This window comes from Streptomyces sp. NPDC051173 (assembly GCF_040689515.1).
Taxonomy (GTDB): Bacteria; Actinomycetota; Actinomycetes; order Streptomycetales; family Streptomycetaceae; genus Streptomyces.
The window spans coordinates 39,288-55,444 of record NZ_JBFBBD010000003.1 but is presented as its reverse complement, the minus strand read 5'-3'; the positions used below and the strand labels follow the sequence as shown (position 1 = coordinate 55,444).

The 16,157-nt window shown below is 73.3% G+C and carries 11 protein-coding genes; 6 read left to right on the top strand and 5 right to left on the bottom strand.

The genetic code is table 11. The annotated features are described in order from the left end of the window. Positions 1-216 precede the first annotated feature (216 nt). The 6 genes from AB0435_RS03070 (at position 217) to AB0435_RS03045 (ending at position 9,077) form a co-directional block, all read left to right on the top strand. Positions 217-1,668 carry an NAD(P)/FAD-dependent oxidoreductase gene (locus AB0435_RS03070; RefSeq protein WP_366002480.1) on the top strand — a complete coding sequence of 484 codons (1,452 nt, stop codon included), beginning with the start codon at positions 217-219 and terminating at the stop codon, positions 1,666-1,668. Beyond that, complete coding sequence (locus AB0435_RS03065) at positions 1,668-4,922, top strand: ferritin-like domain-containing protein (protein ID WP_366426061.1); 3,255 nt, start codon at positions 1,668-1,670, stop codon at positions 4,920-4,922. The genes AB0435_RS03070 and AB0435_RS03065 overlap by 1 nt, the downstream gene beginning before the upstream one ends. Before the next feature lie 37 nt (positions 4,923-4,959). Further along, positions 4,960-6,156 (top strand): cytochrome P450, encoded by a 1,197-nt coding sequence (locus AB0435_RS03060; RefSeq protein ID WP_366426060.1) that lies wholly within the window; start codon positions 4,960-4,962, stop codon positions 6,154-6,156. 99 nt (positions 6,157-6,255) lie between these two features. Further along, positions 6,256-6,465 carry a ferredoxin gene (locus AB0435_RS03055; RefSeq protein WP_366002483.1) on the top strand — a complete coding sequence of 70 codons (210 nt, stop codon included), beginning with the start codon at positions 6,256-6,258 and terminating at the stop codon, positions 6,463-6,465. Next, complete coding sequence (locus tag AB0435_RS03050; protein ID WP_366002484.1) at positions 6,455-7,822, top strand: FAD/NAD(P)-binding oxidoreductase; 1,368 nt, start codon at positions 6,455-6,457, stop codon at positions 7,820-7,822. The genes AB0435_RS03055 and AB0435_RS03050 overlap by 11 nt, the downstream gene beginning before the upstream one ends. 37 nt (positions 7,823-7,859) lie before the next feature. Continuing rightward, on the top strand, positions 7,860-9,077 hold the full coding sequence (locus AB0435_RS03045; RefSeq protein WP_366002485.1) for a cytochrome P450: 1,218 nt from the start codon (positions 7,860-7,862) through the stop codon (positions 9,075-9,077). A gap of 2 nt (positions 9,078-9,079) precedes the next feature. On the opposite strand, the gene AB0435_RS03040 is transcribed toward AB0435_RS03045, so the two are convergent. From AB0435_RS03040 to AB0435_RS03020, 5 genes are all read right to left on the bottom strand, one after another. Next, positions 9,080-10,705: a thiamine pyrophosphate-binding protein gene (locus AB0435_RS03040; RefSeq protein WP_366002486.1), complete on the bottom strand. Its 1,626-nt coding sequence runs from the start codon at positions 10,703-10,705 to the stop codon at positions 9,080-9,082. An 84-nt stretch (positions 10,706-10,789) separates the two neighbouring features. Further along, positions 10,790-12,322 (bottom strand): APC family permease, encoded by a 1,533-nt coding sequence (locus tag AB0435_RS03035; RefSeq protein WP_366426118.1) that lies wholly within the window; start codon positions 12,320-12,322, stop codon positions 10,790-10,792. 161 nt (positions 12,323-12,483) lie between these two features. Further along, positions 12,484-13,392 (bottom strand): GNAT family N-acetyltransferase, encoded by a 909-nt coding sequence (locus AB0435_RS03030; RefSeq protein ID WP_366426059.1) that lies wholly within the window; start codon positions 13,390-13,392, stop codon positions 12,484-12,486. A gap of 38 nt (positions 13,393-13,430) precedes the next feature. Further along, positions 13,431-14,885 (bottom strand): amino acid permease, encoded by a 1,455-nt coding sequence (locus tag AB0435_RS03025; protein WP_366002527.1) that lies wholly within the window; start codon positions 14,883-14,885, stop codon positions 13,431-13,433. A gap of 176 nt (positions 14,886-15,061) precedes the next feature. Next, positions 15,062-16,015 (bottom strand): hypothetical protein, encoded by a 954-nt coding sequence (locus AB0435_RS03020; RefSeq protein WP_366002488.1) that lies wholly within the window; start codon positions 16,013-16,015, stop codon positions 15,062-15,064. Between the last annotated feature and the right edge of the window lie 142 nt (positions 16,016-16,157).

The following is a 16,157-nucleotide window of genomic DNA, read 5'->3' as shown; positions in this document are numbered from 1 at the left end:
TACGCAGTTCGTCGGTGAACCCTTGAATTCCAGTTGTCAAATTCAAGATGCCCTGAAACCCTCTTACTCCCGGACGAGGGCACATGAAATTCCTGTAGGGCTCTCCAAGGGGATTTCCGAGCATTGCAAGGAGCGGGGGGAACGCTCGACATGTTAAGCGATTGGCATGCTCACGGACCTGAGAAGGCCTGGTCCGAGGGTCCCAGTGTCCTCGTCGTGGGTGCCGGAATGGCCGGGCTCGTGGCGGCGTACGAACTGGAACGGCGCGGCTACCGCGTCGAAGTGCTCGAAGGCAGCCGACGTGTCGGCGGCCGCGTGCACACGCACCGCTTCGGCCCCGGGCCCGGCGCGCCCTCGGTGGAACTGGGCGCGATGCGCATTCCCACCCACCACTGGCGCACGCTGGAATACATCCGGCTGCTGGGACTCGAGGGGGAACTGCGTCCGTTCACCACTCTGCTGTCGGAGGAGAACGCCTATCTGCGGACCGCGGACGGCTTCGTGCGGGTGCGCGACGCGGCCCGGCCGCTGTGCGAGGGTTTCCGGCGTGAACTGGCGGTGCACCGGCCGGAATTGCGCCAGGCCCATGAGGTCACGGTCGTCGGAGCGTGGCTGACCGCCGTCGTCGACGCCATCGCGCCACCGGATCTGCGCGAGGCGCTGCGCGACGACCTGCGCCGTCAGCTCCTCGACATGGTCGCGTGCGTCGACCTGCTGCCGCACCTGCGCGGCGCGGCCGGGGACCGGGTCGACCTGCACTCGCTCTTCGCCGCGCACCCGGCGCTGCGCGCGGGGTGCAGCGGGCGGCTGAACGGCTTCCTGGACGACATCCTCACCGAGACCAGCCCGGCGCTGCTGCGGCTGCACGGCGGCATGGACCGGCTCCCGCGCGCGCTGGCGGCGCGGCTCGTGGGCCCGGTGCGGCTCGGCCACCGGGTCGTGGGCCTCCGGTCCCTGCGGAACGAGGTGCTGGTGCGGGTGCGCGCGGGCGGCCGGACCACGGTGCGCCGCGCCGACTTCGCCGTCTGCGCGCTGCCCTTCCCGGTGCTGCGGCGAATACGCCTGAGCGGCCTGGACGCCGACAAGCTGGCGGTGCTGGACGCCGTGCACTACTGCCCGGCCACCAAGGTGGCCTTCCACTGCCGGGAGCCGTTCTGGCGGGCGTACGGCATCGAGGGCGGGGCCTCGTACACCGGCGGGAACATCCGCCAGACCTACTACCCGGCCGTGGACGGCATGCCGGGGCGCGGGGCGGCGCTGCTGGCCAGCTACACCATCGGGGAGGAGGCCGCGCGGCTCGGCCGGCTGTCGCCGCGCCGCCGCCACCGCCTCGTGCTGGAGGAGCTCGGGGCGGTCCATCCCGAGCTGCTGCGGCCCGGCATGGTGCTGGGTGCCGTGAGCACGGCCTGGGGTGACGGCTCCCGCTGGAGCGTGGGATGCGCCACGCGCTGGGGCAGGAGTCCAGGGGAGTGCGAGGCCGAACGGGCGCGCGCGGCACGGCCGGTGAACCGGCTGTTCTTCGCGGGCGAGCACTGCTCCACGGCCCCGGCCTGGATCGAGGGCGCGGTCGAATCGGCCCTGGAGGCCGTCGAAGGGCTCGTCTGCTACGGGATGGGCCACCGGGCCCCGAGCGCGTCCGGCCACCACGACCCCGCGGGAGCCCTGTGATGAGCGTGTTCGAGCTGCCACGGCTGCACTTCGGCGGGACGGCGACGACCCGGCTGCCGACGGGCCCGCGCTGCGGGCTGATCGACCTCGCCGCCAACCGGGCGCTCACCGACGACGGCCCCTTCCCCACGGACCGGCCCGCCGCCGAGTACCACGCCTTCCTGCACCGGCGCGGCCCCCGCTTCGACAGGGACGGACGGCCGCACCCGCACGGGGAGTTCAGCGCCGCGAAGGGCTGGAACTTCGACGGCAACGGCCACTTCTGGCTGGACGCCCGGGTCATTCGCACCGAGACCGGGGACGGGCGGGCCGGCCGCGCCGATCCCGTCCTCGGCAGCAGCGTCGACGTCTGGGGCCACTACAACCCCTACCTCCGCACGACCGTCAACCGCGCCAGGGTCCTCGACGTCGACCCGGCCTCCCGCTGGACGACGGCGCTGATGGTCGGCCGGTTCGGGCTCGGCCGGCGGGGCCGCTCGCACGACGGCGGCTACCTCTTCACCGGTGGTGTCAGCGGCCTGCATCCGCCGCGCTGGGTCGACTTCGGGCACATCCGGGACGTCGGCGAGCACGTCCTGGCCGCGCAGCTGCGCTATTGCGCCGTCCACCAGTTCGTGGTCCCGGCGGGCGAGCTCGACTGGCTCCCCGACGCGGCGCGCTCCCCCGCCGTGAGCGCGCTGCGCGCCGCGCTGGAGGCCGGGGCGGACGGCGTGGTGGTGCAGCTCGCGCTGGACGGCATGGCCTCGCCGCGGATCCCCGACGCGCCCGGTGTCTGGCGGGTCCGGGGCACCGTCGCGCCCTGGCACGAGCACGAACTGCGCACCTATCCCGCGGGACGGCTGCTCGTCCCCCGCCCGCGCGCGCCCCTGCACCACATGACCGTCGAGGTGGCGCGGGGGCACGCCGTCCTCAACATGCTCTCGGCCGTGCCGCTGGCCTCCCGGGCGCCGGAGGCGGGCCCGGGCCCGCTGCACCGGCTCGGGCCGCCGCTGGACGCCGGGGAACTGGAGCTGCGCACGGCCGGTACGGGCCGGCTGATCGCCCGGGTGCCGCCCGGCGCGTACCCCTCCGACGCGACGTGCGGGATCGTCACCGTGCCCGCCGAGCCGGGCTGGCAGGAGGCCGCGGAGCAGGCGCTGTATCTGACCGGCACCGGTGAGTCGGGGCGGCGCGAGACGCTGCTGACCGAGCGGGAGACCAACATCCAGACGGACGAGGCGCTCGTGGTCCTGCACCACCGCGACCGGGCGCACGGGCGCGACCACGCCGTGGAGGTACCGCTGCGCGCCTACGTGCGGGGCCGTCCCGCGAGCCCGGGGAAGGTCCACGTGCGGCAGTTCTTCAACCCCCGTGCCCTGCCCGGCGACCTGACGGCCGGGGCCACCGGCGCCCGCTGCCAGGACGCGACGGTCCTCGGGGCGCGCGGGGCGGGGGACGCGTACGCCGACGAGTGCGTGGTCGGGACCGACGCGCGCGGGCACGGCACGCTCACCCTGCGCGGCGAGCGCGCGGGCACCTGCCGCGTGCTGCTCGCCGCGAGCCCCGCCGACGTGCCGCCCGTGGACCCGCAGATGCCCGGCTCGGCCTGGCGGACGTACGACGACGAGGACGCGCTCGGCTACTGGGCGGGCGCCGGTTCGCTGGCCGTGCGCGTCCTCCCCGACGACTGGCACCTGGACGACGTGCCGCGCGAGGACGTCGGCTTCGACCTGCTGCACCGGGAGGTCTTCGCCTACTACGAGCACGTCTCCTCCTTCATGCGCTCGGAGGTCTTCAGCCTCGCCGACCGCTGCAAGGTCGAGACCTACGCCGAACTCGTCTGGCAGATGTGCGACCCGGCGAACAAGTCCAAGACGTACTACATGCCGCCGACCCGTGACCTCTCCGACCCCAAGGCCCGGCTGCTGCTGGCGTATCTGCGCAACGTCCAGGCGCGCGTCCGCCCGCCCCTGACCGCCCCGGGCCCCCTCGCGACGGAGCCGGCGATCACCACGCGGGGCGAGCTGTGGGCCGTACTGAAGCAGGCGGCCGCACTGGAGCTCGCGGTGACGCTCCAGTACCTCTACGCGGCCTTCTCCGTCCCGGCGCACGGGGCGGCGCTCGCCTACGTACGCGACGGCCGGTGGACGCCGGAGCAGCTGCGACTCGCGTGCGGCGGTGGCGGTGAGACGCTGGACGACGGGATGCGCGGAAGTCTGCTGACCGTGGCCCGCGAGGAGATGATCCACTTCCTGCTGGTGAACAACATCATCACGGCCATGGGCGAGCCGTTCCACATCCCGGTGATCGACTTCGCGACGCTCGCGGACGAGCTGCCGGTCCCGCTGGACTTCGCCCTGGAGCCGCTGGGCATCGGCAGCGTGCAGCGCTACATCGCCATCGAACAGCCCGCGGCGCTCGTCCCGGAGATCCGGCGCGAGGCCGGGCGCGCGCCCGGCCGGGCCGGAGGCTTCGCCTGGACGTCGGTCAGCGAGCTGTACGCGGGGGTGCGCGAGGGGCTGCGGCGCGTGCCGGACCTGTTCCTGGTGGAGAAGGGGCGCGGGGGCGGTGAACACCACCTGTTCCTGCGGGAGTCGGTCAACACCGCCCACCCGGACTACCAGTTGGAGGTCGACGACCTCTCCAGCGCGCTCTTCGCCGTGGATCTGATCACCGAGCAGGGCGAGGGCGGGACGGCCGCCGGCGGTGGTGAGCACGCGGAGATGTCGCACTTCAGGACGTTCCTGCGGATGGGCGAGCTGCTCACGACCGAGCGGGTGCCCGGCCCGTACGGGCACCCGGTGCCGTGGTCCCCCGCGTACCCGGTGCTGCGCAACCCGACGCTGCGGGCGCGCGACGGGGCGAGGAGCGCGATCACCGATCCCGAAGCCCGCGCGGTGGCGGGGCTGTTCAACCGCTCGTACCACCTGATGCTCCAGCTGATGGCGCAGCACTTCGGCGAGAGTCCGGACGCGAGCCTGCGGCGCTCGAAGCTGATGAACGCCTCGATCGACGTGATGACCGGCATGATGCGCCCGCTCGCGGAGCTGCTGGTCACCATGGACTCGGGGCGGCGCGGCAGGACGGCGGGGCCGACGTTCGAACTGGACGCGGTGCCCACCGCGTATCCGCGCCCCGACGTGGCACGCCGCTCCCTCGCCCTGCGCTTCACACATCTGGCGGCGGCGGCACGCAAGTGCGGCCCCGTCCCCGGACAGGTCTGCGAACTGATGGAGTTCTACGCCGATGCCTTCCGGCGGGCGGGCAACGTATGACGGGCCGTCAGTTCCCGGCCACGAAGCGAGGTGCGCGGTGACCGACCGGACTCCGGGGCCGTTCCGCACGGCGGACGTGCCCCTCGCGAACCCCTACCCCTGCTATCGCCGCTACCGCGAGAGCGACCCGGTGCACCTGGGGCCGGACGGCAGGTGGTACGTCTTCCGCTACCGCGACGTGGCCCGCGTCCTGGCCGACCGGCGCTACGGGCGGGGGGCCCAGACCGCCCGCATCCCCGCGGACTGCCCGCACTTGAGGCGGAGCGTGGCCGACTGGATGGTCTTCATGGACCCGCCGCGGCACACCGGGGTGCGCGCGCTGGTGGCCAAGAGCTTCACCCCCCGCATCGTCGAGGCGCTGCGCCCGCGCATCCGGCGGCTGGCGGTCTCGCTCGTCACCGCCCTGGGCGAGGAGCGCGAGGCCGATCTCGTCGAACGGCTGGCGGCGCCCTTCCCGCTGCTCGTCATCAGCGAACTGCTGGGCGTGCCGCAGGAGGACCGCGCCTGGTTCCGCGCCCGCGCGCTGGACCTCCAGCAGGCGACCGCCTCACGCGTCGCCCGCAGGCCCGACGGCTTCGCCGTCGCGGACTCGGCGGCCCGCGAACTGGACGCCTATTTCCGCGCGGAACTGGCCCGGCGCAGGGCTCGGCCGGCCTTCGGCACGGATCTGATCGGGGCCATGCTGGAGCACGCCGGGGCGGCCTCCGTCGACGACGACACGCTGGTGGGCACGTGCATCCACCTCCTGACGGCGGGGCACGAGACGACGACCAATGTGCTGTGCAAGGGGCTGCTCGCCCTCTTCGCCCACCCCGGCCAGCTCGCGGCGCTGCGCGCGCGGCCGGAGCTGACGGCGGGTGCCGTGGAGGAGCTGGTCCGCTACGACTCGCCGGTACAGATGATCACCCGGCAGGCCGGTGAGGACGACCGGCTCGGCGGGCGTACCGTCCCCGCCGGCGGCCGCGTCGTCCTCGTGCTGGGCTCGGCCAACCGCGACCCCGAGCGCTTCCCCGACCCCGACCGCCTGGACCTCACCCGTGACGCGCGCCGCCACAGCGGCTTCGGCATGGGCATCCACTACTGCGTGGGGGCCCCGCTCGCCCGCGCCGAGGCGGAGATCGGCCTCACCGAGCTCCTGCGCGGCCTGCCCCGCCTCGCCCTGGCCGGCGAGCCGGTCTACGCAGAGGACCTGGTCTTCCACGGACCGGCGCGGCTGCCGGTGCGGACCCGGTGAACCCGCGCTCCCCTCGACACGGCCGGAGTAACAGCGGTCGCGCCGCTCCTCCGTCAGGCGTACCAAGGAGACGGCGGTGGCGCGGAGGAGTGGGCCCGGATGCAGATCGTTGTCGACCTCAATCGCTGTCAGGGATACGCGCAGTGCGCGTTCCTCGCCCCGCGGGTGTTCGAGCTGCACGGCGAGGAGGCCCTGATGTACACCCCGGCTGTCCCTCGCGACCAGCACGAACGCGTGCGCCGGGCGGCGGCAGCCTGCCCGGTGCAGGCCATCCTCGTCGGCGAGCAGGCGGCCACCGGTGGCCGGTGAGCACGACGGCGGCCGGATCGTCGTCGTCGGTGCGTCCCTGGCCGGGCTGCGCGCCGCCGAGGCGCTGCGCGAGAAGGGGTTCACCGGGTCACTGACGCTGGTCGGCGAGGAGCCTCATCTCCCCTACGACAGGCCGCCGTTGTCCAAACAGGTGCTGCTCGGCCGCGTACGCGCGCGGGACGCGGGGCTGCCGGCCCGGCGTGGGATCGACGCCCGGTGGAAGCTCGGCGTGCGCGCCCGCGGCGTCGACCCGGTCGGGAAGCAGGTGCTGCTCGACGACGGCGAGCGGTTGCCGTTCGACCGGCTGCTCGTCGCCACCGGGACCCGGGCCCGCCCCTGGCCGGTCCCCGCCGGGGCCGGGCTGGACGGAGTGCTGACGCTGCGCACGCGGGACGACGCGGAGCTCCTCGCCGAGCGTCTCGACGCCGGGCCCCGCCGGGTCCTGGTCATCGGCGCGGGGTTCACCGGCTCGGAGATCGCCTCGGCCTGCCGGGAGCGCGGCATCGAGGTGACGGTCGCGGAACGCGGGCCCGCGCCCCTGGTCGGCGCCCTCGGCGGGACGCTCGGCGCCTTCGCCGCGACGATGCAGCGCGCGCACGGCGTCGACCTGCGCTGCGGGGTGACGGTCACCGCGCTCAAGGGCAGCGGCGGCCGCTTCACCGGCGCCGAGTTCTCCGACGGCGGCCGGGTCGACGCCGACGTCGCCGTGGTCGCCCTGGGCGCCGTCCGCAACACCGAGTGGCTGGCCGGGTCGGGGCTGGCCGCGGGGCCCCGGGGCCTGGCCTGCGACGCGGGGTGCCGGGCCTTCGACATGTACGGGATCGTCACCGACGACGTCTTCGTCGCCGGTGACGTGGCCCGGTTCCCGCACCCGCTCTTCGAGTACCAGATGCTCTCCCTCGAACACTGGGGCAACGCGGTCGCCCAGGCGGAGGTGGCGGCCCACAACATGATCAGCCCCGGGCCGCTGCGGCGCCCGCACCTGACGGTGCCCTCCTTCTGGTCCGCGCAGTTCGGCCTCAACATCAAGTCCGTCGGCGTGCCGACCTTCTCCGACCAGGTGGTCGTCGCGCAGGGGTCGCTGCGCGAAGGCCGCCTGATCGCCGTCTACGGCTACCGCGGGCGGGTCACCGCCGCCGTCAGCGTGAACCGGGCCAAGTGGCTGGAGCACTACCAGCGCCTGATCGAGACGGCGGCCCCGTTCCCCCCTGGGCCCGGCGCCGCCGACCTGCGGGACGCGGCCGAGCCCGTCTCCTCCGACGTACCGGACCCGCGGCACCTCTCGCACGGCCCGACCGTGGCCGTCACCGGCCACCTGCCGGACCGCCACCTGACCCTGGTGCGGCCGGGCGACTGACACCCCACCGTCCGACGCCGAAAAGGAGCCCCCGCCCATGCAGCCGGACACCCTGTTCCAGCGGATCACCGACTACGCGAACCGCGCCGACCCCTATCCGCTCTACGCCGAACTCCGCGAGAACGGCGTGACACGGCAGGAGGACGGCGGCTATCTCGTGGGCACCTATCACGAGATAGCCGCGCTCCTCCACGACCCGCGGATCAGCTCGGACCAGCGCAACCGCACCGACCCCGATCCCGCGGTGCTCCGCAGGGGCGACCTGCCACCGGCCTTCATCGGTCTCGACGACCCCGAGCACGACCGGCTGCGCCGCATCGCGATGCGGCCCTTCGGCCCGCCGCACTCCCCCGACAGGATCGACAGCCTGCACGACGACATCACCCGGACCGCCGAGGGGCTGATCGACTCCTTCCGCGGCACCGACCGGATCGACATCGTCGACGAGTTCGCCTACCCGCTCCCCGTCACCGTGATCTGCCGGCTGCTGGGCGTGCCCCACGAGGACGTGCCACGGATCCGCGCGTGGACCGACGCGATCATCACCGGTCTCGACGTCACCCCCGGGGCCGACCAGGAGCAGCGCCGGCGGACGGCCATGGAGGGCCGCGACGCGATGGCGCTGTATCTCGGGGAACTGGCCGGCAGCCGCCGCGGCCAACCGTCGCAGGACCTGCTCTCCGCCCTCGTCAACGACCCCGGCCCGGAAGGCCGGCTCACCGAACGGGAGGTGATGGCCACCGCGACCCTGCTGCTCATCGCCGGGCACGAGACGACCGTCAACCTCATCACCAACGGCGTCCTCACCCTGCTGCGCCACCCGGAGGCACTGAAACGGCTGCGCGCGGAGCCCGAGTCGATACCCAGGGCCGTGGAGGAACTGCTGCGCTACGAACCGCCCGTGCACATGCTGCCGCAGCGCACCCCCCTGGCCGACGTCGAGGTCGCCGGGGTCACCGTCCCCAAGGGCGCGCCGCTGATCCTCGTCCTCGCCTCCGGCAACCGCGATCCTCAGCGCTTCGACGATCCCGACCGCTTCGACCCGGCGCGCGAGGACAACCAGCACTTCGGCTTCGGCAGCGGTGTCCACAACTGCTTCGGCGCCCCGCTCGCCCGCCTGGAGACACAGATCGCGCTGGGCGCGCTCCTGCCCTACCTCGACGACTTCCGTCTGCTGGCGGACCCGCCCCCGTACCGCCGCAGCCCCATCCTGCGCGGCCCCCGCCACCTGCTGATCGGCCGCACCGGCGCGTAGTCCTAGAGGTGGGTCGGGGCGAACATCCGCAGGACGGCCGGGAGTACCACCACGGAGGGGCCCGGCGTGGCCAGGGCCTCGGCCAGGTCGTCCCGGAGCCGGTCGGGTGCGGTGCGCACGGCGGGCACGCCGAAGGACGCGGCGAGGGCGACGAAGTCGGGGCGGGCCAGCTCCGTGGCCGTGGCCTCGCCGAAGGCGTCGGTCATGTACTCCCGCAGGATGCCGTAGCCGCCGTCGTCGACGATCAGCCAGGTGACCGGCAGGCCGTACTGCCGGGCGGTGGCCAGCTCGGCGATCGAGTACATCGCGCCGCCGTCGCCGGAGACGGCCAGGACCGGGCGGCCGGGGTCCGCCGCCGCGGCTCCCAGGGCGGCGGGGAAGCCGTACCCCAGGCCGCCGGCGCCCTGCGCCGAGTGGAAGGGCCCGGTCCGGGGGTCGAAGGCGGACCAGGCCCAGTAGCCGAGGATCGTCATGTCCCAGAAGCTCGGGGCGTCGTCGGGCAGCGCGTCGCGCACGGCGGCCAGCACCAGCTGCTCGGTCTTGAGGTCCTGCCCGGCGATCCGGTCGTGAACCCTTTCCAGCAGGGCGCGGGCCTCGTCCGCGGCCGTGCCGCGGGGGCGGCCGGTGACGGCGTCGGCGAGCGCGTCGAGGGCGAGGGCCGCGTCGGCGTGCACGCCCAGGGCCGGGTGGTTGGACTCCAGCTTGCCGAGGTCGGCCTCGATCTGGATCACCCGGCCACCGGGGTGGAACGTGTGGTAGTTCGAGGAGAGTTCACCGAGGCCGGAGCCGACGACGAGCAGCACGTCGGCCTGTTCCAGGAGGTCGGTCGTGTGCCGGTCCTCCAGCCACGACCGCAGCGACAGCGGATGCTCCCAGGGGAAGGCGCCCTTGCCCCCGAAGGTGCAGGCGACCGGGGCGTCCAGTTTCTCCGCCAGCCGCCGCAGCGCCGCCCGCGCCCCGGCCCGTACGACTCCGCCGCCCGCGAGGATCACCGGCCGCCGGGCCGCGTCGAGGGCCGCGGCCGCTTCCCCGATCAGCTCCGGCCGGGGCGGCAGGGGCCGGGGCGCGGCGTCGAGCGCGCGGACCGGCGGGACGCCCGCGGGCGCGAGCAGGACGTCCTGCGGGATCTCCACCCAGACCGGACCGGCGGGCGCCTCCAGCGCGGAGCGCCAGGCGTCGGCGAGGGCGGAGGGTATCTGCGAGGCGTGCCGCACGGTGTGCACGCTCTTGACGACGTCGCGGAACGAGGCCTGCTGGTCGCGGAGTTCGTGCAGGTATCCCTTGCGGCCGCCGCCGAGTCCGGCCGCCGGGATCTGGCTGGAGACGCCGAGCACGGGCACGGACGCCGCGGCCGACTCCTGGAGGGCGGCGAGGGTCATCAGGGCACCCGGGCCGGTGGAGACCAGCAGCGGGGTGACGCCGCCGGTGACGCGGGCGTGGGCGTCGGCGGCGAAGCCCGCGTTGTTCTCGACGCGCAGGCCGACGTAGCGCAGCGCGGAGCGGCGCAGCGCGTCGAAGAGGCCGAGCGCGTGCTGGCCGGGCAGCCCGAAGACGGTCGTGGCACCGAGCGCCGTGAGCGATTCGAGAACCAGGTCTCCGCCGGTACGGGTGGGGTGCGCGGTGCTCATGGGGCGTGCTGCCTTCCGGGGTGCGGTCGCGGTCCTGGCCGGAGGCATTGTGTCAGCGCGCCGACCGGGGCCGCGCGGCCGGTCTCACCGCTGCGTACGGGATCTGCCCAGCTGGCCCGTCCCGGAGCGCACGGCCCAGAAGAAGAGGGCCAGTGAGACGGCCGCGACCGTGAGGGAGTCGTAGGGCGCGGGCAGCCGGCCCGTCCCCTTGAAGGTGCCGAGCCAGGACAGGGCGGTGAGGACCACCAGATAGACGACCAGCCAGGCGCCCGTGCGGAGTTCGGTCAGGAGCGGGGCGTCGTCGGGGACGGACCGCCGCATCGCCAGGAAGATCAGCAGACCGGCCAGGACGAGGGGCAGGGCGAGGCGCAGGTCGTGCCAGCCGGACCAGTACACGAACTCGCTGGACACCACGAAGCTCAGCGGCGCGATCCAGCGCAGGCCGGGCACCCACCCCGCCATGCCGTCGCCCTCCGGGTCGGCCCGGAAGACGGCGGCGGCGACCGCGGAGGCGGCGTAGATGAGGAGGTACATGTCGCCCATGACGCTGACGATGTGCTGCCAGCCCCCGAAGGGCAGCAGGAAGACCACGATCACGGCGAGGTTCAGCAGGAGCGCCCGGTGCGGGATGCCGTAGCGGGGGTGGACGTGCATGAAGGCCCGGGGGATCGTGCGGTTCTTGGCCAGGGCGTAGGTGTGGCGGGCGTCGAGCGCCACGCCCACGTACGCCGAGCCGCCGGGCGAGACGACCGCGTCCGCGTAGAGCAGGCTCGACAGCCAGTGCAGGTTGAGGATCAGGGCCAGCTGGCCGAACGGCGACTCGAAGCTGACGCCCTGCCAGCCGTGGCCCAGGAGGTGTTCGGGGACGGTGAAGAGGAAGGCCAGCTGGAGCGCGAGGTACATCAGCACGGCCAGGCCGATGCCGGTGAGCACGGAGGCGGGGATGGTGCGGCGGGGGTTGCGGGTCTCGCCGGAGAAGTCCAGCGGTGCCTGGAAGCCGTTGACCGAGTAGACGATGCCTCCCCCGGCGAGCGCCGACAGGCAGGCGGCGTAGCCGTACGGGGCGAATCCGCCGTGGTCGGTCAGGCGCCCGGAGTGCCAGCCGGAGGCGAACAGCGCGATCACGGTGACCACCGGCACGATGATCTTGAAGACCGAGACGAGGTTGTTCAGCCGGGCGAACGCCCGGACCGTGAACCAGTTCAGGGCCGTCAGCAGAACGCTCAGCGCCACGGCGATGCCCAGGCCGAAGGGGCTGAGCGAGTGGCCGTGGTAAATGTCCGGCAGATAGTGGTCGGCGTACTGCATGATCGCGCTGATCTCGGCGGCGGTGCCGCCCACGGACAGCAGGACGGACCAGCCGACGAGCGTGCCGACCAGCCGGCCGCTCGCGTACAGCGGCCAGCGGACCGTGCCGCCGCCCTCCGGCCGGGACGCGCCGAGCTCGATCATCACCAGCGCGACGAGGCCGCACAGCAGGCCCGCGCCGACCCAGGACAGCAGGGCCGCAGGCCCGGCCGTCTGGGCAGCGTACATGGCGGCGAAGAGCCAGCCGGAACCGACGATGTTGGAGAAGCCGATCGCGGTCAGACCCCAGAACCCCAGGTCCCGGTGCAAGCGGCGTTCCTGGACGAGCACGGGCGGCGCGACGGCCCCGCCCTCCACCTGACGATCCGACACGACGGCCTCCTCGTTTCCCGGTCCGGCTCAGCAGATCAGGATTCTGCCCGGCCCCGCGCGTCCGCGCCGTGACGTGTCCACCGCACGGGGCCGGGTGATCAGCCCAGTTCGAGGCTGGTGACGCCGTAGGTGCGGCCGTCGAGGGCCGGGGGCACGGGGCCGGCGTACATGCGGATCGTGTGCGAGTCGGCGGCCAGGCCGCGCGACGCGGCGAGGGCCGTGGCGGTGCCGTGGGGCTCGGGGATGTCCATGAAGACCTCCTCGTCGGGGCCGAGGCCGGCCGTCAGGGCGTCGAACAGCGCTTCCGCGCCCTGGGGCGCGTCGGCGAACAGCGGCCCGATCCGCCGGCCGTCCAGCGAGGGCCGTATCACTCCGTAGCCGGTGACCCGCCCGTCCTCCAGATGGACGTAGGCGGTGTGGCCGGGGGCGGTCAGCCAGCGGGCGAGGAAGGCGCGCCGCTCGGCGGGGAAGCACTGACTGTCGTACGCGGCGACGGCGTCGAGGTGGGCCGCGGTGACGGGGGCGACGGCGGCCGCCGGAGGCGTGGTGGTGCCGGGGCGTCCCCTGTGGCGGACGGTGGTGTAGGCGGGGCCGAACCCGGCGCGCGCGTAGGTGGCTTGCTGGGCCGGCACCGCGTCGAGGCCGACCGTACGGGTCCCGGCGTGCGGGAACGCGGCGCGCCAGGTGGCCAGGCCGCGCCCCTGCCCGCGGTGGTCGGGGTGGACGAGGTAGTAGCCGAGGAAGGCGTAGTCCGGGGAGTAGGTGACGACCGAGACCGCGGAGACGGGCCGGCCGTCGAGGCGGCCGATGAAGAAGCCGGCGGGGTCGGTGGGGTGGAAGCAGGCGAGGTCTCCGGTGCCGGGGTTCCAGCCCTCCGCGGCGGCCCATTCGCCGACCAGGTGCCAGTCGTCCAGCGTGGCCGGGGTGACGGTGAAGGCGCCGGGGTCGCCGGTGGCGGGGGCCTCGTCGGCGGTGCGAGGCTGCGGGAGTCGGCCGAGGTGCTTCATACGGGGTGTTCGTTCCTTCCCGAAGGGTGGCGGAGTGGTCAGATGAGGTCCATGGCGGCGACTTCGTCGGGCCGCCCGTAGCTGACGGGCCCTTGGAAGCGGCGGCGGGCGCTGGCGAACCACCAGATCGTGGCGATCAGCAGGACGGCGCCGAGCGCGATCGGCGCGTAGTTGAAGTTGGTCGCGGTGAGCGGGGACGCCTGGGGCAGCATGAACAGCACGTTGCTGATGACGATCCAGGTCACGGCGACGCGCGCGACGGGCTTGCCGTAGCGCCCGAGGTTCCAGGGGCCGGGCTGGAACTCCTCGTCCAGCCGCAGCCGCAGGAAGATGGGGACGCCGTAGGCGAGGAAGAGGCCGACGACGTTGACGCTGACGACGGCGGTGAACGCGGTGTGGGACCACCAGCCGGGCAGCACCAGCACCAGGGGGCAGGCCGCGGCGAGCCACACGGCCTTGACGGGGGTGCGGGTGCGCGAGGAGACCGAGTGCCACCAGCGGGAGCCGGGCATCGCCCCGTCACGCGAGAAGGCGAAGATCTGGCGGGTGTTGCTGGTCATGTTGGCGAGCCCGCAGAAGAGCATGGCGCCGATCACGATCAGCAGGAGCAGCCTGGCCGTGCCCGTGCCGAGCGCGTCGACGAGGATCTGCACCGGCGGCGCGGACGCGCTCGCCTCCTGGGCGTAGTCGCGGATCGCGTAGACCAGGGCCAGCATGAGGATCAGGCCGGTGAGCGCGGAGCAGACGATGGCGCGCATGATTCCGCGGGGGGCGTTGACGGTGGCTTGGACGGTCTCCTCGGACATATGGAAACTGCCGTCGAATCCGGTGAAGGTCCAGCTGGTGACGAGCAGGCCGAGCATTCCGCCGTAGACCGCGCTGTCGAATCCGGTGGTGTTGACGAAATGGGTGGCGTAGGAGGCCGGTTGGTGCTGGCCGGGAACCACCGTGAGAGTGACGACGATCACGACCATGCCGATGAGCAGCCACCATACGGACACGCGGTTCACGACGGCGACGAGCTGGACCGTGTAGGTGTTGGCGAGCGCCTGGAGCAGCAGGATCAGGGCGGTGATGGCGACGGTGTGCCGGGGGTCGGGGTCGTAGGAGGGCCACTGCATGGCGATGAACGCCTGGATGAAGGTGGCCGCCGCGTAGTTGGTGGCGGCCGTGCCGCCCACCTGACCCACGAAATTGAGCCAGCCCGTGTACCAGGACCAGGCGCCGCGGTGCCGCTTGGCGAGTTTGCCCGCGGAGAAATACAGGGCGCCGCTGGTCGGGTAGGCGGAGGCGATTTCTCCCATGGCGGCGCCGACGAAGAGCACCATGACGGACACGCCGATCCAGCCGAACACGAGAATCCGCGGGCCGCCCGCCGTCATTCCGAATCCGAAGGAGGAGAAGATTCCGGAAATGATGTTGATGATGGTGAAGGATATCGCGAAATTGTCGAAGGCCCGGAACCGGCGGGTCAGTTTCCGGGGGTAGCCCATCGCGTGCAGCGTCGCGTCGTCGTCCAGGGCGAGGGGCGCCGCTTGGCGGCGGGTTCTCATACGGACGAGGAATGCGGTGTCGAGCACCAGCCACAGCCTTTCTGACGGGGGGACAGCACGACGCCCCCGGGGGCTCCCGGAGGCGTACCGGACGGTTCGGGGGAGCCGCCGGACGGTCAGGCGGCGGGGACGGGAAGTCCGCAGAGCCGCCTGACGCGGGTCAGTTGTTCCTCAGGGTCACCGAACGCGCTCCAGGGCATCCGGGAAGCGTACGGGCCCATCGCCGTGAGGACGGCACCGGCCTCGCTCTCCCGGTGCGTCATGAACAGCGCGTGCGCGAGATAGGCGAGGTCCAGCACGGGGGTGAAGCGATAGCCGGCCACGCGCGGGAACCAGTTCTCGTAGACCCCCATGGCCGTTGTCCGCCACTGGTGTTGTTCCCATGTGCGGTGGGCCAGCGGGGCGGCGGGGTCGTGGTCCGCGACCAGGGTCACCAGCGGGAGCAGGCGCAACGGCGAGGAGGCCGGTGCCCGTTGGCCGAGGAACGCGGCGACGTCCCATGCCGCGTTCGCCGAACCGCCGTGCCGGCTGAAGAAGAACGCCAGGAAGCGGTGGTGCGCCTCGCGGTGCCAGGGGTCGAGGCGGAGGATGCGGGCGAGCAGCGCCCAGGGGCCGGACGGCGCGGTGAGGAGGCCGCGCGGGGCGGGGTCGCGGGGCCGGTGGTAGCGGGCCAGCGTCAGTTTCGCGACGAGGGGCGTGGGGTCCGCCGGTGACATCTCCGCGGCGCGCTCGCAGGCCGTCAGCGCGATGCGCCCGAGGACGACGGCCCGCCGGTCGCCCTCGTCGGCCGCGCGCAGCGCCCGCAGCACCGCCACGCGCGCCCAGAGCAACGCCGCTTCCGCGCCCGGCTCTTCCGCGAGCCAGCGCTCCGCCAGATCCGAATCCGCCGCCTCCGAGGCGAGGACCGACGAACGGTGTGCCCGCAATCCGAAATCCTCCCGCGCCTCTTCCAGGACGTCGTGTGCGCTCAGGTATCGCCCTGCCCGTACGTCCACGCAGGCGTGCGCCAGTCGATGGTCCTCCGCCGCCGGATGCCAGACGTACTGCCCCTCGAATAACCCAGCGGTCATGCTCTCCTGCCGATCCTGCCGACGACACCGCCCATGCCGAACTCAGCCCGAACTCTCCCCCGGCTCCCTCGGCAGCACGCCACACCCTACTCAGCATCAAGTCGAAACGGAACGGGTCATCCGAATTACCTGGTTCGGCGGC